Below are 18623 nucleotides of genomic sequence, written 5' to 3'. Positions count from 1 at the left end.
CGCATTTCCTGTGCTTCGGTGCTCACGGCCGTCAAGGCCGCTCCGCTCCGATGCTCGGAAACACACGCCGGGCGCGGCCCCGGCGGCCCGCTCTCGCTCACCAGCCCACATTTTCGGTCAGGCTCTCAGTTATCGTCGAGGAACGAGCGCAGCTTGCGGCTGCGGCTGGGGTGCTTGAGCTTGCGCAGCGCCTTGGCCTCGATCTGGCGAATACGCTCGCGCGTCACGTTGAACTGCTGGCCCACCTCTTCCAGCGTGTGGTCGGTGTTCATGCCGATGCCGAAGCGCATGCGCAGTACGCGCTCCTCGCGCGGCGTCAGCGAGGACAGCACCCGCGTCGTGGCCTCGCGCAGGTTGGTCTGGATCGCGGCATCCAGCGGGATCACCGCCGTCTTGTCCTCGATGAAGTCGCCCAGATGGCTGTCTTCCTCGTCGCCGATCGGCGTCTCCAGCGAGATCGGTTCCTTGGCGATCTTCAGGACCTTGCGCACCTTCTCCAGCGGCATGCCCAGCTTTTCGGCCAGTTCCTCGGGCGCCGGCTCGCGCCCGATCTCATGCAGCATCTGGCGCGAGGTCCGGACCAGCTTGTTGATCGTCTCGATCATATGCACCGGGATACGGATGGTCCGCGCCTGGTCGGCGATCGAGCGCGTGATCGCCTGCCGGATCCACCAGGTGGCATAGGTCGAGAATTTATAGCCGCGACGGTACTCGAACTTATCCACCGCCTTCATCAGGCCGATATTGCCCTCCTGGATCAGGTCCAGGAACTGCAGGCCGCGATTGGTATATTTCTTGGCGATCGAGATCACCAGGCGCAGGTTCGCCTCGATCATCTCCTTCTTCGCACGGGCCGAATCCCGCTCACCGCGCGAGATGGTGGCATAGACGCGACGGAACTCGCCCACCGGCAGGCCGGTTTCCTGCGACAGGGCGGCCACCTGGCCGCGCAGTTCCAGCACGGTCAGCGTGTGCTTGGCGACGAAGTTCTTCCAGCTCTTGCCCGGCAGGGCGGACACCATGTCCATCCAGCCCGGGTCCAGCTCGCTGCCGCGATATTTGATCAGGAAGTCCTCGCGCGAGACCTTGGTGCTCTCGGCCAGGCGCAGCATCCGCCCTTCCAGCCCGTTCAGCCGCTGGAAGATCTCCTTCATGTGCTGCACCAGATACTCGATCCGGGTATTGTGCAGATGCACCTGCTGCACCTTGCCGACCAGCTCCTCGCGCAGCTTCTCGTACGATTTCTCGGACTTGTCCGACATCTCGGCGCCCGAGGTCAGGGTCTCCAGCCGCTTGGACTGCAGTTTCTGCAGCCGCGAATAAAGCTCCTCGATCTCCTCGAACTGCGCCAGGATCTCCGGCTTCAGCTTCTCCTCCAGCGCCGAGAGGGACAGGCCGGCGCTGTCGCCCTCCTCCCCTTCCTCGTTCTCGGCCGGCGCCTCGAAGGCACCGTCTTCCTGCGGAGCCTCGACGCCCTCTTCCTCGGCGCCGCCCGACTGCATGGCCTCCAGGTCCACGATGTCGCGCAGCAGCATTTCGCCGGCCTTCAGCCGCTCATGCCAGGAGATGATGGCGCCGAAGGTCAGCGGGCTTTCGCACAGCCCGCCGATCATCTCGTCGCGGCCGGCCTCGATCCGCTTGGCGATGGCGATTTCGCCCTCGCGCGACAGCAGTTCGACCGAGCCCATCTCGCGCAGATACATCCGCACCGGATCGTCGGTACGGCCCAGGCTCTCGGTGTCGACGTTGCCGCTGCCGGATTCTTCCTCGGCCTCGGCTTCCTCGGCCTTTTCCTCGCGGTTCGCCTCGGTGTCGTCGTTATCCTCGTTCTCGACGACCTGGATGCCCATCTCCGACAGCACCGCCATCACGTCCTCGATCTGCTCCGAGGACATCTGGTCCTGCGGCAGGACGGCGTTCAGTTCGTCGAAGGTGATGTACCCCCGCTCCTTCCCGCGGGCGATCAGCCTCTTGACAGCTCCGGATTGCGTATCCAGCAGAGTGGTGTCGTTATCCTGGTCGCCAGCAGTCGCTTCCGAACCCGCGGCTGTCTTTGTAGCCATCGCCTGCCCTATCCCTAAGCGCTAACCCGCCGCCACGCTTTCGCCGCGCCACGGCATCGCCGGCCCTGCCTCACATCCGGTCCCACCTTAAGCGCGTGGGATGCAAACCTCCGGATACGAAACGGCCATTCTATCGCATCTGACAAATTACAAGTGGTGTGCAGGTGGTCGATTCACCCGCCAAAGTCAAGGCCCGGCATGTTTCAGGCCATGTAACTTCATCCATCGTCGGAGGACATTTCCCCCCGCCGCAGGGTCTCCCAGGCCAGCAGCCGGGGGCGCAGACTGGCCCACGCCCGCTCGTCCAGCGTGCCGGCACACATCCGTTCGGTATCCATCCGCAGATCCTCGCCGAACTGGCGGACATTCATCAACGCATAGAAATGCCACCATTCCTGCGCCACATCGACCGCCATCAGGTCGTCCGGCGCGGTCAGCGCCATCGGCAGCGGCCGGGCCGACAGCACGGCGGCGCGTTCCTCCGCCAGACCGGCCTCGTCCAGCCGGGCGGCCAGCGCGCCGGCATCCGTCAGAGCATCTTCCGAGGCCGCATCCATCAGCCCCGCCCGGACCCGCCCCAGCGCCGGCGGCAGGTCCAGCCGGCAATAGGCATCCTCGACCTCCGGCAGCAGCGCGGGATGACGCAGCAGGATCGCAGTCAGAATCCGCATGCGCTCCTCCGTCGCCGCCAGGGCATCGAATGGCGCCGCAGCCACCGACGCGATGGACGACCTGACCGCCCCCTCACGTCGCGGCCCGCCACCCGGCCGGCGCCGATAGGTCTCGAAAAACCGGTCGATCAGGGTTGAACGATATTCCGAGGCCAGCCCCTTGTCGGCAATCATCGCCGCCGCGTCGGTCAGCCGCCGGCGCAACGCCGCCCGCTGCTCGGGCCCCGGATCGCGTACCCCCTGGGTCAGCAATTCGAACAGAACCGCACTCAGCGGCCGCGCGCCTTCCACCAGGGAAGCAACTGCCCCGGTGCCCCGCGCGCGCAGCAGGCTGTCGGGGTCCTCTCCCTCAGGCAGGGAGCAAAACCGGACCGTCCGCTCGATCGACAGCAGCGGCAGCGCCGTCTCCGCCGCCTTCACCGCCGCGCGCTGCCCGGCCGCGTCCCCGTCGAAACACAGGATCGGCGCCGGCGCCAGACGCCACAACGCCTCCATCTGCTCAGGCGTCAGGGCAGTACCCAGCGGGGCCACCGCACCCGGGAATCCGGCTTGGTGCAGGGCAATGACGTCCATATAGCCTTCGACGACCAGCAACTCGACCGGCGGCGCCCCACGCGGCCGCGCCATCCGCAGGGCACTGCGGGCACGATCCATGCCGAACAGCACCCGCCGCTTGGAAAACAGCTCGGTTTCCGGCCCGTTGAGATATTTCGGCTGCCCATCCCCCAGGATGCGCCCGCCGAACGACACCAGCATCCCCTTGCGGTCCCGGATCGGAAAGGTGACCCGATTGAAGAACAGCTCGCCCTTCGGCCGCCCCTCCTCATCCACCCGCATCAGCCCGGCCCTGACCAGCAGGTCCTGCGTCACCCCCTTCGGGCGCAATTCCTCCAGCAGACCGCCCCTGCCATCACCCGACCAGCCCAGCCCGAACCCGGCAATCGTCTCGTCGGACAGGCCGCGCCCGCGCAGATAGGCCAGCCCGCCCCGCCCTTCCGGCGCATGCAGCCGCCGCACCCAGGCGGCTTGGACCAGCTCCAGCACCTCGGCCAGGTCACGGGTACGCTGCTCGTTCTCGCGCTGCCGGGGGCTGGCACGCGGCACCTCCAGCCCCGCTTCGGCCGCCAGTTCGGCAACCACTTCGGGAAAGCCCCGCCCCTCGCTCTGCATCACGAACGTGATCACATCGCCATGCGCGCCACATCCGAAACAATGGAAATGGTCGTCATAGACATAGAAGGACGGCGTCTTTTCACCATGGAAGGGGCAGCACGCCTTCCAGTTCCGTCCCGAACGGATCAGCCGGGTCCGCCGCCCGATCACGGCGGCGATCGGCGTGCGGGCCCGAAGCTCTTCCAGAAAGGCGGGGTCGAGCGCCACCGCGTCAGGCAGACAGCAGCGACTTGACCATGCCACTGGCCTGGCCGGCATCCAGCGCCGCGCCGAAGCGCGCCTTCAGCGCCGCCATCACCTTGCCCATATCCTTCATCGACGCGGCCCCCAGTTCGGCAATCGCCTCACGCGCGGCGGCCTCCAGCGTCGCCGCGTCCAGCTCGGCGGGCAGATAGGCGCGGATGATCGCGATCTCGGCCTCTTCCTTCTCGGCCAGCTCAGGCCGGCCACCCTGATGATACATCGTGGCCGACTCGGTCCGCGACTTGATCATCCCCCGCAGCATCGACACGATCTCGTCTTCCGACACCTCCGCGCCACGCGCGCGGGCGACGATATCGGCGTCCTTCAGCTTCGCATTGACCATGCGCAGGGTCGCGACCTGCCCGCTCTGCCCGGCCTTCATCGCGGCCTTGAGGTCTTCCATGAAACGTGCGCGCAGGCTCATGATCCCGTACTCCTGACCGGCCGGACCATGCCGGCCCGCCCGTTAAAATGTTGCGATTCGGGCCGCCCCACAATGGCGATCCCGCTTCCATCCGGCCTGGGACAGCCGGAATATTTTTCCCATACCTGACATGTCGCCCGACGTGGGAATTTTCTTCCCAGGCTCGCGGGAGGCTGGTAGGAGACAATCCCGGAAGGAAGACTCTCCATGCCGTCATCGATCGACCACATCATCGAACGTCTGGGCGGGGCCGACAATGCCGCCCGCCTGACCGGCGTCGGGACCGAGGCCATCCGCAAATGGCGTCAGGCCGGCGCGATCCCGCCCAAGCACTGGACGGTGATCCTGCGCCATACCGGCCTCAGCCTTTCCGACCTGCAACCCGATAGCGTGCCCCCCCATAAAGCGTACGATGGACCGGAGACCCAGATGACCGAGCGCCAGGTTCCCGCCTCGCCCCCCGCCGCCATTCCCACGGGCGCCACCGCCGCGCTGGTGCTGGCCGACGGCACCACCCTGTGGGGGCGCGGCTTCGGCGCGCACACGCCGACCACCGGCGCCGCCATCGGCGAGCTGTGCTTCTCCACCGGCATGACCGGCTATCAGGAAACCCTGACCGACCCGTCCTTCGCCGGGCAGATCATCACCTTCACCTTCCCGCATATCGGCAATGTCGGCACCAACGCAGCCGATGACGAAGCCGCCCGCGTCGCGGCCCGCGGCCTGGTCGTGAAGCAGGACCTGACCGAACCCGCCAACTGGCGCGCCACGCAGGGCCTGGATGGCTGGCTGAAGGCGCGCAACGTGCCCGGCATCTGCGGCGTCGATACCCGCGCCATCACGCTGCGCATCCGCGATGGCGGCCCGCAGACCGCCATCCTGGCCTACCCGGCCGACGGCGCCTTCGACCTCGACGCCCTGCGCGCGCAGGCCGCCGCCTGGCCCGGCCTGGAAGGCATGGACCTGGCACGCGACGTCACCTGCGCCAAGGCCTATGGCTGGGACGAGGGCGTGTGGACCTGGCCCGGCGGCACCCTTCCGCTTCCCCTGAAGCGCCGCCGCGTCGTCGCCGTCGATTACGGCGCCAAGCGCAACATCCTGCGCTGCCTGGCCAATGCGGGCTGCGACGTCACGGTCGTCCCCGCCACCGCCACGGCGGAAGAGATCCTCGCCCTCGATCCCGCCGGTGTCTTCCTCTCGAACGGTCCCGGCGACCCGGCCGCGACCGCCGAATATGCGGTCCCCGCGATCCGCGGCGTGCTGGACGCCGGCAAGCCGATCTTCGGCATCTGCCTCGGCCACCAGCTCCTGGCCCAGGCGCTGGGTGCCCGCACCTACAAGCTGGCGCGCGGCCATCGCGGCGCCAACCAGCCGGTCAAGGACCTCAGCACCGGCAAGGTCGAGATCACCAGCCAGAATCACGGTTTCGCGGTGGACGAATCCAGCCTGCCCGACGATGTCCGCGTGACGCACAGCAGCCTGTTCGACGGCTCGAACGAAGGCATCGCCTCCACGCGCTACGCCGCCTTCTCGGTCCAGTACCATCCCGAGGCCAGCCCCGGCCCGTCGGACAGCCATTATCTGTTCGACCGCTTCGTCGCCCTGATCGACCGCACCAATCAGCCCGCCTGAAAGTCGCGCCCCCATGCCCAAACGGACAGACATACGCTCGATCCTGATCATCGGCGCCGGCCCGATCGTCATCGGCCAGGCCTGTGAATTCGACTATTCCGGCGCCCAGGCCTGCAAGGCCCTGCGCGAGGAAGGCTATCGGGTCATCCTGGTCAACTCCAACCCGGCCACGATCATGACCGATCCCGGCCTGGCGGATGCCACCTATATCGAGCCGATCACCCCGGAATTCGTCGAGCGCATCATCCTGCGCGAGAAGCCCGACGCGGTGCTGCCCACCATGGGCGGCCAGACGGCGCTGAACACCGCGATGGCGCTCGACAAGTCGGGCTTCCTCAAGAAGCACGGCGTGGAGCTGATCGGCGCGGACGCCGAGGTGATCGACCGCGCCGAAGACCGGCAGAAATTCCGCGAGGCGATGGATGCGATCGGCATCGAAAGCCCGCGCAGCACCATCGCCCACACGCTGGACGAGGCCCGCGCGGCGCTGGAGCAGGTCGGCCTGCCGGCCGTGATCCGCCCCTCCTTCACCATGGGCGGCTCGGGCGGCGGCATCGCCTATAACCGCGAGGAATTCGACCAGATCGTCGCCTCGGGCCTCGACGCCTCCCCCACCACCGAAGTCCTGATCGAGGAATCGGTGCTGGGCTGGAAGGAGTTCGAGATGGAAGTCGTCCGCGACCGCGCGGACAATTGCATCATCGTCTGCTCGATCGAGAATATCGACCCGATGGGCGTGCATACCGGCGACTCGATCACCGTCGCCCCGGCCCTGACCCTGACGGACAAAGAATATCAGCGCATGCGCGACGCATCGCTGGCGTGCCTGCGCGCCATCGGCGTCGAGACCGGCGGCTCGAACGTCCAGTTCGGCGTCAACCCGACCGACGGGCGCATGGTCGTCATCGAGATGAACCCCCGCGTCTCGCGCTCCTCCGCCCTGGCATCGAAGGCCACCGGCTTCCCGATCGCCAAGATCGCGGCCAAGCTCGCAGTCGGCTACACGCTGGACGAACTGGCCAACGACATCACCGGCTCCACCCCCGCCTCGTTCGAGCCGACGATCGACTATGTCGTGGTCAAGATCCCCCGCTTCACCTTCGAGAAATTCCCCGGCACCCCGGCCCTGCTCTCCACCAGCATGAAATCGGTGGGCGAGGCGATGGCCATCGGCCGCTCCTTCCCCGAGGCCCTGCAGAAGGGCCTGCGCTCGATGGAAACCGGCCTGGCCGGGCTGGACCCGGTGGAAGCCCCCGGCGACGGCGGCACCGACGCCTTCCGCGCCGCCCTGTCGCAGCCCCGGCCGGAACGGATTCTCATGGCCGCCCAGGCCCTGCGTGCCGGCCTGAGCATCGAAGACATCCACGCCGCCTGCAAGTTCGAACCCTGGTTCCTGCGCGAACTGGCCAAGATCGTGGCGGCCGAACACGGCGTGATCCGCGACGGCCTGCCGCGCGACGCCCAGGACATGCGCCGGCTGAAGGCGATGGGCTTCTCCGACGTCCAGCTCGCCCGCCTGTCGGGCACCGCGGCGGCCGAAATCGCGACCCTGCGCACCCGCCTGGCGGTCACACCGGTCTACAAGCGCATCGACACCTGCGCCGGCGAATTCGCCTCCAGCACGCCCTACATGTATTCGACCTATGAAGGCGGGTTCGGCACGCCGGAATGCGAAAGCCGGCCCACCGACCGGCAGAAGGTCGTGATCCTCGGCGGCGGCCCCAACCGCATCGGCCAGGGTATCGAATTCGACTATTGCTGCGTCCACGCCGCCTATGCGCTGCGCGAGGCCGGGTTCGAGACCATCATGGTCAACTGCAACCCCGAGACCGTCTCGACCGACTACGACACCTCGGACCGGCTGTATTTCGAGCCCCTGACCGCCGAGGACGTGATCGCCCTGATCCGCCGCGAGCAGGAAAGCGGCACCGTGCTGGGCTGCATCGTGCAGTATGGCGGCCAGACGCCCCTGAAACTGTCCCACGCGCTGGAAGCCGCCGGCATCCCGCTCCTGGGCACGCCTGCCGACGCGATCGACCGCGCCGAGGACCGCGAGCGGTTCCAGGCCATGCTGCACCGGCTGGGCCTGCGCCAGCCCGCCAACGGCATCGCCCGCTCGGCGGCCGAGGCCGAGGACGTGGCCGAGCGCATCGGCTATCCGGTGGTGATCCGCCCCTCCTACGTGCTGGGCGGCCGGGCGATGGAAATCGTCCATGACCGCACCAGCCTCCAGCGCTACATGCGCGTGGCCCTGCAACTGGCCGGCCAGGACATCGCCTCCGGCCCGGTGCTGATCGACCGCTACCTGAACGACGCGATCGAGGCCGATGTCGACTGCATCGCCGACGGGCAGGAAGTCTACGTCGCCGGCGTCATGGAGCATATCGAGGAAGCGGGCATCCATTCCGGCGACAGCGCCTGCTCCCTGCCGCCCTACACGCTCTCGCCCGCCATCGTCACCGAACTGAAGGCACAGACCGAGGCGATGGCCCGCGAACTGGGCATCGTCGGGCTGATGAACGTCCAGTACGCGATCAAGGACCAGGAGATCTTCGTCCTGGAGGTCAATCCCCGCGCCTCGCGCACCGTGCCCTTCGTCGCCAAGGCGACCGGCGTGCCGGTGGCCAAGATCGGCGCACGGGTCATGGCCGGCGCCAGGCTGGCGGAATTCCGCCTCGACGACCGGGCCGTGGCCCCGCATGTCGCGGTCAAGGAAGCTGTCTTCCCGTTCAACCGCTTCCCGAACGTGGACACGATCCTGGGTCCGGAAATGCGCTCGACCGGCGAGGTGATGGGCCTGGACGCCTCGTTCGAGCGCGCCTTCGCCAAGTCGCAGCTCGCCGCCGGCGTGCGGCTGCCCCTGTCGGGCGCGGTCTTCCTGTCGGTGCGCCGCAGCGACAAGCCGACAGTGCCGGCGCTGGCCCGCCGCCTGGTCGATATGGGCTTCACCATCCTGGCCACCCGTGGCACCGCGCAGCATCTGCGCGAGGCCGGCATCGCCGTCCAGGTGGTGAACAAGGTGCTGGAAGGGCGGCCGAACTGCGTGGACGCCATCCGCTCGGGCGAGGTGCAGATGATCATCAACACCGCCCACGGCGCGCAGTCGGTCGCGGACAGTTTCGACATCCGCCGTTCGGCCCTGACTTCGGGCATTCCCCACTTCACCACGATCGCCGGCGCACGGGCCGCCACGCACGCGATCGCGGCGATGCGGGAAGGACCGCTTGAAGTCGCGCCTCTTCAATCCTACTTTAACGGATCGTTCTGAGCGTACCATACCGACGCCGGGAACAGGGCAGCCTCCGCTGGCCCCGTTTCCGGCGCTGTCGGTCTTGTGGGATGCTCTTGTCGCAATTTGCCATGTCGGCCACCTGACCGACCTTCACGCTGGGGACGCGCCTTGCAGAAATTTCCGATGACAGGCAAGGGCCTGCAACGGCTGGAAGATGAACTTCGCAAACTCAAGAGTGAAGAACGCCCGGCCGTGATCCGCGCGATCGCCGAGGCCCGCAGCCACGGCGACCTGTCGGAAAATGCCGAATACCATGCCGCGCGCGAACGCCAGTCCTTCATCGAGGGCCGGATTCTGGAACTGGAAGAAATCGTCTCCTCGGCCGAGGTGATCGACCCCTCCACCCTGTCGGGCGACCAGGTGAAATTCGGCGCCCAGGTCAGCCTGGTGGACGAGGAAACCGACAAGGAAGCCACCTACCAGATCGTCGGCGTGCACGAGGCCGACATCAAGCAGGGGCTGCTGTCCATTTCCTCTCCGCTGGCCAAGTCGCTGATCGGCAAGAAGATCGGCGATTCGGTCTCGGTCCCCGCCCCCGGCGGCGACCGGACCTACGAAATCCTGGCCGTCACCTACGGCTGAGGCAGCCGGCGATGATCACGCTCGACGACCTCCGGGCCGCCGCCGCCCGGATCGAGGGGCGCGTCCTGCGCACGCCCACGGTCCCTTCGCATGCCCTGTCGAAGGCGACCGGCGCGGAGATCGTACTGAAACTGGACAATCTCCAGGCCGTGGGGTCGTTCAAGGAGCGTGGCGCCGCCAACAAGCTGGCACTGCTGACGCCGGAGGAACGCAGCCGCGGCGTCATCACCGTCTCGGCCGGCAACCATGCCCAGGGCGTCGCCCGCCACGCATCCCTGCTGGGCATCGACGCGGTCATCGTCATGCCGCGCTTCACCCCCGCCGCCAAGGTCACGCGCACCGCCGCCTGGGGCGCGCGCGTGGTGCTGGAAGGCAATAATTTCGCCGAAGCCACCGCCCATGCCGACGCGCTCTGCGCGGCGGAAGGGCGCGTCTTCGTCCACCCGTACGACGACCCGGCGGTCATGGCCGGCCAGGGCACCTTCGCGCTCGAACTGTTCGAGGATGCAGGCCCGCTGGATGTCTTCGTCGGTCCCATCGGCGGCGGCGGCCTGCTCTCGGGCTGCGCCGTGGCCGCTTCCGCCCTGCGGCCGGAGATGGACATTGTCGGCGTGCAGGTCGAAGCCTATTCCTCCCTGTCCGCCTTCCCCGGCGACGAACTGATGCCGCCGGGCGGCGCCACGATCGCCGAAGGCATCGCGGTGCTGCAAATCGGCCGCCAGCCGCTTTCGGTCATCCGCGACCATGTCTCGCGCGTGCTGGTGGTGCCCGAACGCGCGGTCGAGGACGCGATCACCCTGATGGCCGAAGGCGCCAAGCAGGTCAGCGAGGGCGCGGGCGCCGCAGCATTGGCGGCGGTGCTGACCTACCCCGAGCTGTTCCGCGGCAAGCGGGTCGCACTCCCCGTCACCGGCGGCAATATCGACAGCCGCATCCTGGCCAACACGCTGCTGCGCACGCTCCTGCGCGACGGGCGGCTGCTGTGCCTCAAGATGGACATCCCCGACCGGCCCGGCGTGCTGGCCGACATCTCCCGCACGATCGGCGACGCCGGCGGCAATATCATCGAGGTCTCGCACCAGCGCCTGTTCACCGCCGCCAGCGTCCAGGCGGCCGAGCTGGAAGTGATGATCGAGGCCCGCGACCCCCTCCACGCCCAGCAGATCATGGAAGAGCTGGCCAAGACCTACATCGTCCGCCGCGTCTGAGAGCCTGATTGTAAATGCGCGCTGCTGGCGATCCGACGCGCGTTTCCTGTGCTCCGGTGCTCACGGCCATCAAGGCCGCTCCGCTCCGGTGCTCGGAAACGCACGACGGGCGCGGCCCTTCGGGCCGCTCTCGCTCAGCAGCCCACATTTACAATCAGGCTCTGATAGGCTGCTCCAAAAGCCCCGCTGGCGGCGGCCTGACGGCGGTTTCCTGCGCTTCGCGGCGGGCGACCATCAAGGCCGCTCCGCTCCGATGCTCAAAAACCACCGCCAGACGCGTGGCTGACGCCACGCTTCCACTCACCATCGGAACTTTTGAAACAGCCTCCCTAAAGGCGCCACCCTACGTCTCGTCGATGGTAAAGCCGACCTTCAGCGTCACCTGGTAGTGGCCGACCTGCCCGTTGACGACATGGCCGCGCGTATTCACCACCTCGAACCAGCGGATGGCATGCACGCTGTCCGATGCACGGGACAGCGCGCTTGCGATCGCGGCCTCGATCGTATCGGGTGACGACCCCACCAGCTCGACCACCTTGTAGACATGTCCGGACATGATGTTCCTCCCTGTCCTGATGGAGGAACAACGATGCCCGCCTGTCGGGGTTCCGGCCTGGTTACCTGGTGCCGAACAGCCGGTCCCCGGCATCGCCCAGGCCGGGCCGGATATAGCCATGGTCGTCCAGTTCGCGGTCGATCGCACAGGTGACGATCTTCACGTCCGGATGCGCCACCGACAGAAACGCCACCCCTTCGGGTGCCGCCAGCAGGCAGACAAAGACCAGTTGCCGCACGCCCGCCGCCTTCAGCCGGTCGATCGCGGCGGACGCACTGTGCCCGGTCGCCAGCATCGGGTCGACGACAATGCAGAACCGCGCATCGATATCCTCGGGCAGCTTCATGTAATATTCGACCGGCTCCAGCGATTCCGGGTCGCGGAACAGGCCGATATGCCCCACCCGGGCCGCCGGCAGCAGGTCGAGCATGCCGTCCAGGATGCCGTTGCCGGCCCGCAGGATCGACACCAGGCAGAGCTTCTTGCCGGATAGCAGCCGCCCTTCCATGTGCTCCAGCGGCGTCTCGATCTCCACCGTCTCCAGCGGCAGTTCACGCGTCGCCTCATAGGCCATCAGCAGGCTGATCTCGCGCGTCAGGCGGCGGAAACCGGCGGTGGACGTGCTCGCCTGGCGCAGCCGGGTCAGCTTGTGCTGGACCAGCGGATGATCCAGCACCACCACGGGCGCGGACGGGGGGGTTATCACATTCTCGCTCATATTGCCCTTTTACGGCAGATCATGGCGGAATCGAAAGGGCTACCCGCCTTCTCAGGCGGCATCGGGCACAAAATTCAGTGCAAGCCCGTTGATGCAGTACCGCAACCCAGTCGGCCTCGGCCCGTCGGGAAAGAGATGCCCCAGATGCCCCTTGCAGGAAGCACAATGGATCTCGGTCCTGACCATCCCGTGACTGGCATCGGTTCGGCTTTCCACCGCATGGGGCAGCACGTCATAATAAGACGGCCAGCCACTGCCGCTGTCATATTTGGTCTCCGAGCGGAACAGGGGCGTCCCACAGGCCGCGCAACGATACAACCCCGCCCGCTTTTCATGGTTCAGGGGGCTCGATCCGGCACGCTCCGTTCCGTGGTCGCGCATCACCCGGATCTGCTCCGGCGTCAGCGGGCCGCAGCCGCTACCGCAGGCCGGTCCCTCCGTCGGGTCCGCTTCATTCGCTGTCATCACGCTTCCTCCATCCGGGGGGCGCCGACACCACCGGGGCCGGCCCCATTCCGGGCCATTCGCAATCCCGGCAATTGGTGCCATCATGGACGACAAAATAACGGGAGAGAATACCCATGGCCGACCAGACCCAGCTTCACCCCCGCCGTCCCGTCATGCTCGTCATCCTCGACGGGTTCGGCTGGCGCGAGGACGTGGCCGACAACGCCGTGCGCGCGGCCTATACCCCCACCTTCGACCGCCTGTGGCAGGAGGGACCGCGCGCCTTCCTCAAGACATGTGGCGAGGATGTCGGCCTTCCGGAAGGGCAGATGGGCAATTCCGAGGTCGGCCACCTCAATATCGGCGCCGGCCGTGTCGTCATGCAGGAACTGCCGCGCATCTTCGCCGCCATCCGTGACGGCAGCCTGGCAGCCAACCCGGCCCTGACCGACCTGATCGCGGCCGTGAAGAAGACCGGCGGCACCTGCCACCTGATGGGCCTGGTCTCCGCCGGCGGCGTCCACTCCCACCAGGACCACGCCGTGGCCCTGGCGAAGATCCTCGCCAATAACGGCGTGCCGGTCGCCTTCCATATCTTTACCGACGGGCGCGACACGCCGCCCCATTCGGGCCGCGACTTTGTCGCCCGCCTGATCGCCGACCTGCCGCCCACCGTGACCATCGCCACCATCTCGGGCCGCTATTTCGCCATGGACCGCGACCGCCGCTGGGACCGGGTGGAAAAGGCGTACGACGCCATCGTCTCGGCCCAGGGCCCGCATGGCGACGACCCGCTGGCGGTGCTCGATTCCGCCTACAAGGCCGGCACCACCGACGAATTCCTGCCGCCGACCGTCCTCGGCGGCTATAAGGGCATCAAGGACGGCGACGCCATCCTGTCCTTCAATTTCCGCGCCGACCGCATCCGCCAGTTGCTGGACGCGGTGCTGGAGAAGGATTTCCAGGGCTTCCCCCGCTCGCGCGTGGTCCATGTCTCCGCCGCCGTCGGCATGACCCGCTACAGCGACCGCCTGGCGGCGCTGATCGGCGTGCTGTTCCCGCCGCAATCGCTGGACGATCTGCTGGGCGACGTGGTCTCGAAGGCCGGCCTGCGCCAGCTCCGCATGGCCGAAACCGAGAAATATCCCCACGTCACCTACTTCCTCAACGGCGGCAAGGAAGGGGAACTGCCGGGCGAGGACCGGATCATGGTCCCCTCCCCCAAGGTCGCGACCTATGACCTCCAGCCGGAAATGTCCGCGCCCGAACTGACCGAAAAGGCCGTCCAGGCCATCAACAGCGGCACTTACGACCTCATCATCCTCAATTACGCCAACCCCGACATGGTCGGGCATACCGGAATCTTCAGCGCGGCGGTCAAGGCGATCGAGGCCGTGGACCGGGGGCTGAAGCAACTGGTCGAGGCCATCCATCGCCAGCGCGGCGCCATCCTGGTCACCGCCGATCACGGCAACGCCGAAACCATGTTCGACCCGGAAACTGGCGGCCCGCACACGGCCCACACGCTCAACGTGGTCCCGGTGGTGCTGTCCGGCGTGCGGGAAGTGGAACTGCACGACGGCCGCCTGGCCGACCTCGCCCCTACCCTGCTGGCCCTGATGGGCCTGCCGAAGCCGGAAGCGATGACGGGCGTCTCACTGCTGGCCCCCAAACACGGCTTCTGAAATGTCTGCCCGTAAACGCGCGCTGGCGGCGATCCGACGCGCGTTTCCTGTGCTCCGATGCTCACTTCCATCAAGGCCGCTCCGCTTCGGTGCTCAGAAACACACGACGGGCGCGGCCCTATGGGCCGCTCTCGCTCACCAGCCCACGTTTCCGGACAGACATTCCCCACCATTTTGCCAAAACGCGCTGGCGGCGATCCGACGCGCGTTTCCTGTGCTCCGATGCTCACTTCCATCAAGGCCGCTCCGCTTCGGTGCTCGGAAACACACGCCGGGCGCGGCCCCCCTATGGGCCGCTCTCACTCACCAGCCCACGTTTCCGGACAGACATTCCCCACCATTTTGCCAAAGCGCGCTGGCGGCGGTGGCCACAAGCCTGCTCGCCGGGCTAGTCCCCGGCCCGTCCCACGCAGCCTCGCCCCACCCACCCCAGAACAGCCCACATCACCATGCCGCCCGGCATTCCAGCCAAGGCGCGGCCGCCGATAACGCAGCCGCCACCGCGCGCCGCGCGGTGGCGCAGGCCCGCGCCGCCCAGCAGGCCCTGATCGCCCGCCAGCAGCTTCAGGCCCGCGACCTGGCAGCCCGCACCGCCGCCCGCGACGCCGCCCGCGCCCAGGCACGTCAGGACGCCGCCCGGGCCGCTGCCCTGTCGGATGCGACGGTCGACGCCACCGCCCAGTTGCAGCAGACCGAACAGCAGACCGCCGAACTCGGCGACCGAGTCGCCGCCCTGCGCGCCGAACAGACCCGGCTGCGCACGGAACTCGCGCGCGATTCGGCGTCCGTCACGCCAATGCTGCCGCTGGCGGCGCGGCTGGCGCGCTACCCGGCCGACACACTGCTGGCCGCCCCGGTCCCGCCCGACCGCGCCATCGCCGGGTTGCTGGTCATCCAGGGCCTGTCCGCGCAACTCGAACAACGGGCCGGTGCCATCCGCGCCCGCCGTGCCGTCCTGGCCGGGCTGGACGCCGACCTGGCGCGCGAAGGCGCGCGGCTGTCGGACCTCCAGCAGCAGCAGGCAGCCCAGCGCGACAGCGTCGCCCGCGCCGCCGAGGCCGCCCGCCAGGCCCAGCAGCGCTCGAACAGCGCCGCCACCCAGGCCGCCCGCCAGGTCGAGGACGCGACCCGCAGGGCCAGCAGCCTGCAAGACGCCGTCAACCGGATCGAGGCGCTGGAAAAAGCCGCCGAGGACCAGTTGGAACAGGCGGCCCAGGCCGCCGCCCGGGCCCACCGCGCCGACGAGGCCGCCTCCGCCCGCGCCCGGGCCGCCGCCATTGCCCAGGGGCCGGGCCCAGGGCTGAGCACCACCTCACCCGGCACGCCGGCCGGGCGCGGCGCCCCCGTCCCGGGCACGATCGTCACCGCCTGGGGGGCCGCGACCGAGGCCGGGCCGGCCACCGGCATCACCTACGCCCCGCCCTCCGGCGCCGCCGTGCGCACCCCCTGCGCAGGCCAGGTCGATTTCGCAGGCGCGTTCCGCTCCTACGGCCAGATGGTCATCCTCAATTGCGGGCGCCATTATCGTTTCGTCATGGCGGGGCTGGGGGGGCTGGCCGTCTCGACCGGCCAGGCACTGGCCCGTGGCGCCCCGGTCGGCCGCATGCCGGACTGGAGCGGCCAGGGCGCCCGGCCGACCCTGTTCGTGCAGTTGCGGCACGGCGGCGGCGCGGTCGACCCCGCCCCGTTTCTATAGTCCCCTGCCCAGAGCCTGTCTGGAAATGTGGGCTGGTGAGCGAGAGTGCCGCAAAGCGGCACGCCCGGCGTGCGGTTCCGAGCACCGAAGCGGAGCGGCCTTATGGGCCGTGAGCATCGGAGCACAGGAAGCGCGCGTCGGATCGCCACCAGCGCGCATTTACAAACAGGCTCTCGGCGGTTTCCGCCCGGCACGAGTTCGGTATAAGATCGCGGCAATGACGACGGTACATGCCGTTCCCGAACGGCGTGGGCCCCCACCGTCCACGGCAGGGGCGGTTTCACTCAGGAGACGCATGGCATGACGTTCCGCACCGGCCTGCTGCTTGGCTGCGCCTTTCTGGCAGGCATCGCGGCGGGGCCACAAATCGCCCACCTCTCCCTGCCGGCAGGGAGCAGCCTGACATCCAACGCGCTGGCCGCCAGCCTGGCCAAGGACAGCGATTCGGATTCCCCGGCCGAGAATTTCCGCCTCCTGTCGCTGTTCGGCCACGTGCTGGAGCAGGTGAAGGCGAATTACGTCGACCAGGTGTCGAACCGCGAACTCATCATCAACGCGCTGAACGGCATGCTGAGCGGCCTCGACCCGCACAGTTCCTACATGACCGAAAAACAGTACGCCGACCTGCAAACCCGCACGAAGGGCGAGTTCGGCGGGCTGGGGCTGGAAGTCCAGGCCGATGACAGCCACATCCGCGTCGTCTCGCCGATCGACGACACGCCCGCCGCCAAGGCCGGCATCAAGACCGGCGACTATATCGTCGCCATCGACGGCAAGAACATCGATGGCCTGCCGCTGGACGAGGCCGTGCAGCGCATGCGTGGCAAGCCCGATACCAAGATCTCCCTGACCCTGATCCGCGAGAAGACGCCCAAGCCGCTCATCGTGACCATGACGCGGGCGGTCATCCATATCCAGGTGATCAAGTCGGCCCTGTACGATTCGACCGGCTATATCCGGGTGTCGGAATTCAACGAGGAAACCTCGCCGGGGCTGGAAGCCGCCTACCGCAAGCTGAAGGCCGACGCCCATGGCCACCTGACCGGCCTGGTGCTGGACCTGCGCTCCGATCCGGGCGGGTTGCTGAACCAGGCCATCGCCGTCAGCTCCGATTTCATCCGCAATGGCGAAATCGTCTCGACCCGCGCCCGCCACGCGCAGGAAAGCCAGCGCTGGGACGCGCACGGCACCGATATCACCGACGGCCTGCCGATGGTGGTCCTGATCAATGGCGGTTCGGCCTCGGCCAGCGAAATCGTCGCCGGCGCCCTGCAGGACCATCAGCGCGCCGTGCTGGTCGGCGAGAAATCCTTCGGCAAGGGATCGGTGCAGACCATCCTGCCCATCCCCGGCGACGGCGCGCTGCGCCTGACCACGGCGCGCTACTACACGCCGTCGGGCCGCTCCATCCAGGGCCTGGGCATCGTCCCCGACGTGACGGTGCGCGAAACCCGCGAGGACCCGGGCTACAGCATCCGCGAGGCCGATCTCAGCCACATCATCAAGAACCAGGGCGGCAACACCGCCAAGCCGCCGACGCGCGTCGACCTGCCGCCGATCGTCTCGTCCATCCCCGGCGAGCCGCCGGCCAACTGGCCCGCCTTCGACCTCACGAAACCCGTAACCGACTTCCAGTTGCAGCAGGGGCTCAAGATCGTCCGCGCGATGGCGACCGGCCCGCACACGGCCGATGCCTCGCCGGCAAACCTGCCGCGTCATGACTGACGCGGCAGATCTGCCCTATCGCCGCAATGTCGGGGCCATGCTGTTCAACGACCGTGGACAGGTCCTGATCGGCCGCCGCACCGACATGCAGGGCGCAGGCGGCCCCATGGAAGACGGTGTCTGGCAATGCCCCCAGGGCGGCATCGACGCCGACGAAGACCCCGAACAGGCCGTATTGCGCGAACTGCTCGAGGAAATCGGGACAGACCGGGCCGAGATCATCGCCGCCCATCCCCGCTGGCTGACCTATGACCTGCCCGCAGCCCTGATCGGCAAGGCCCTCGGCGGCCGCTATCGCGGCCAGACCCAGAAATGGTTCGCCCTGCGCTTCACCGGCACCGATGCCGACATTCGTCTGGACGTCCACCAGCCGGCGGAATTCGATGCCTGGCAATGGGTCGACCTGGCCACGCTGCCCGAGCGCAATGTCGGCTTCAAGCGCGCCATCTACGTCACCCTGGCCGACGATTTCGCCGCCTACGCGCAGCCGCGACCGTAACGTCCCGTC

At 67.9% G+C, this 18623-nt stretch carries 14 protein-coding genes; 8 read left to right on the top strand and 6 right to left on the bottom strand.

The window, feature by feature from the left end; all coding sequences use genetic code 11:
• Positions 1-125: 125 nt before the first annotated feature.
• The 3 genes from rpoD to HLH35_RS05115 form a co-directional block, all read right to left on the bottom strand.
• The gene (gene rpoD / locus HLH35_RS05125; RefSeq protein WP_182978116.1) at positions 126-2063 is read right to left on the bottom strand and encodes an RNA polymerase sigma factor RpoD; all 1938 of its coding nucleotides are present in this window, start codon (positions 2061-2063) and stop codon (positions 126-128) included.
• 218 nt (positions 2064-2281) lie between these two features.
• Positions 2282-4114, bottom strand: coding sequence for a DNA primase (gene dnaG / locus HLH35_RS05120; RefSeq protein ID WP_182978234.1), 1833 nt, complete (start codon positions 4112-4114; stop codon positions 2282-2284).
• Between the two features lie 4 nt (positions 4115-4118).
• Positions 4119-4574 (bottom strand): GatB/YqeY domain-containing protein, encoded by a 456-nt coding sequence (locus HLH35_RS05115; RefSeq protein WP_182978115.1) that lies wholly within the window; start codon positions 4572-4574, stop codon positions 4119-4121.
• Between the two features lie 207 nt (positions 4575-4781).
• Here HLH35_RS05115 and carA point away from each other — a divergent pair, with 207 nt between their 5' ends.
• The 4 genes from carA (at position 4782) to HLH35_RS05095 (ending at position 11288) form a co-directional block, all read left to right on the top strand.
• Positions 4782-6206, top strand: a complete 1425-nt coding sequence (gene carA, locus HLH35_RS05110) for a glutamine-hydrolyzing carbamoyl-phosphate synthase small subunit (RefSeq protein WP_182978114.1) — start codon at positions 4782-4784, stop codon at positions 6204-6206.
• A gap of 13 nt (positions 6207-6219) precedes the next feature.
• Positions 6220-9474, top strand: a complete 3255-nt coding sequence (gene carB, locus HLH35_RS05105; RefSeq protein ID WP_182978113.1) for a carbamoyl-phosphate synthase large subunit — start codon at positions 6220-6222, stop codon at positions 9472-9474.
• A 132-nt stretch (positions 9475-9606) separates the two neighbouring features.
• Complete coding sequence (gene greA, locus HLH35_RS05100; protein WP_182947311.1) at positions 9607-10080, top strand: transcription elongation factor GreA; 474 nt, start codon at positions 9607-9609, stop codon at positions 10078-10080.
• An 11-nt stretch (positions 10081-10091) separates the two neighbouring features.
• The gene (locus tag HLH35_RS05095) at positions 10092-11288 is read left to right on the top strand and encodes a threonine ammonia-lyase (protein WP_182978112.1); all 1197 of its coding nucleotides are present in this window, start codon (positions 10092-10094) and stop codon (positions 11286-11288) included.
• A 343-nt stretch (positions 11289-11631) separates the two neighbouring features.
• Here the strand turns inward: HLH35_RS05095 and HLH35_RS05090 are convergent, their stop codons facing one another.
• From HLH35_RS05090 to msrB, 3 genes are all read right to left on the bottom strand, one after another.
• Positions 11632-11844, bottom strand: coding sequence for a dodecin (locus HLH35_RS05090; RefSeq protein ID WP_182978111.1), 213 nt, complete (start codon positions 11842-11844; stop codon positions 11632-11634).
• A 61-nt stretch (positions 11845-11905) separates the two neighbouring features.
• A complete protein-coding gene (upp, locus tag HLH35_RS05085) occupies positions 11906-12562 on the bottom strand; it encodes a uracil phosphoribosyltransferase (RefSeq protein ID WP_182978110.1) in 657 nt (218 codons plus the stop codon).
• 51 nt (positions 12563-12613) lie between these two features.
• Positions 12614-13027 (bottom strand): peptide-methionine (R)-S-oxide reductase MsrB, encoded by a 414-nt coding sequence (gene msrB / locus HLH35_RS05080; protein WP_182978109.1) that lies wholly within the window; start codon positions 13025-13027, stop codon positions 12614-12616.
• Between the two features lie 116 nt (positions 13028-13143).
• Here msrB and gpmI point away from each other — a divergent pair, with 116 nt between their 5' ends.
• From gpmI to HLH35_RS05060, 4 genes are all read left to right on the top strand, one after another.
• On the top strand, positions 13144-14694 hold the full coding sequence (gpmI, locus tag HLH35_RS05075) for a 2,3-bisphosphoglycerate-independent phosphoglycerate mutase (RefSeq protein WP_182978108.1): 1551 nt from the start codon (positions 13144-13146) through the stop codon (positions 14692-14694).
• Between the two features lie 364 nt (positions 14695-15058).
• Positions 15059-16390, top strand: coding sequence for a murein hydrolase activator EnvC family protein (locus tag HLH35_RS05070; protein WP_338029295.1), 1332 nt, complete (start codon positions 15059-15061; stop codon positions 16388-16390).
• Between the two features lie 300 nt (positions 16391-16690).
• Positions 16691-18115 carry a S41 family peptidase gene (locus HLH35_RS05065; protein WP_182978107.1) on the top strand — a complete coding sequence of 475 codons (1425 nt, stop codon included), beginning with the start codon at positions 16691-16693 and terminating at the stop codon, positions 18113-18115.
• On the top strand, positions 18108-18614 hold the full coding sequence (locus tag HLH35_RS05060) for an RNA pyrophosphohydrolase (RefSeq protein WP_182978106.1): 507 nt from the start codon (positions 18108-18110) through the stop codon (positions 18612-18614). Before HLH35_RS05065 ends, HLH35_RS05060 begins: the two co-directional genes overlap by 8 nt.
• Positions 18615-18623: the final 9 nt, after the last annotated feature.

This window comes from Gluconacetobacter asukensis (genome assembly GCF_014174375.1).
Lineage (GTDB): Bacteria > Pseudomonadota > Alphaproteobacteria > Acetobacterales > Acetobacteraceae > Gluconacetobacter > Gluconacetobacter asukensis.
Note: the sequence above shows the minus strand (reverse complement) of the source record. Positions and strands in the feature narration are given on the sequence as shown.

Excerpts from the sequence above, each read along its gene's own strand:
- HLH35_RS05090 (WP_182978111.1), bottom strand. The coding sequence starts at position 11,844 with ATGTCCGGACATGTCTACAAGGTGGTCGAGCTGGTGGGGTCGTCACCC.
- msrB (WP_182978109.1), bottom strand. The coding sequence starts at position 13,027 with ATGACAGCGAATGAAGCGGACCCGACGGAGGGACCGGCCTGCGGTAGC.
- HLH35_RS05095 (WP_182978112.1), top strand. The coding sequence starts at position 10,092 with ATGATCACGCTCGACGACCTCCGGGCCGCCGCCGCCCGGATCGAGGGG.
- upp (WP_182978110.1), bottom strand. The coding sequence starts at position 12,562 with ATGAGCGAGAATGTGATAACCCCCCCGTCCGCGCCCGTGGTGGTGCTG.
- rpoD (WP_182978116.1), bottom strand. The coding sequence starts at position 2,063 with ATGGCTACAAAGACAGCCGCGGGTTCGGAAGCGACTGCTGGCGACCAG.
- gpmI (WP_182978108.1), top strand. The coding sequence starts at position 13,144 with ATGGCCGACCAGACCCAGCTTCACCCCCGCCGTCCCGTCATGCTCGTC.
- HLH35_RS05065 (WP_182978107.1), top strand. The coding sequence starts at position 16,691 with ATGACGTTCCGCACCGGCCTGCTGCTTGGCTGCGCCTTTCTGGCAGGC.
- HLH35_RS05115 (WP_182978115.1), bottom strand. The coding sequence starts at position 4,574 with ATGAGCCTGCGCGCACGTTTCATGGAAGACCTCAAGGCCGCGATGAAG.
- carA (WP_182978114.1), top strand. The coding sequence starts at position 4,782 with ATGCCGTCATCGATCGACCACATCATCGAACGTCTGGGCGGGGCCGAC.
- carB (WP_182978113.1), top strand. The coding sequence starts at position 6,220 with ATGCCCAAACGGACAGACATACGCTCGATCCTGATCATCGGCGCCGGC.
- HLH35_RS05060 (WP_182978106.1), top strand. The coding sequence starts at position 18,108 with ATGACTGACGCGGCAGATCTGCCCTATCGCCGCAATGTCGGGGCCATG.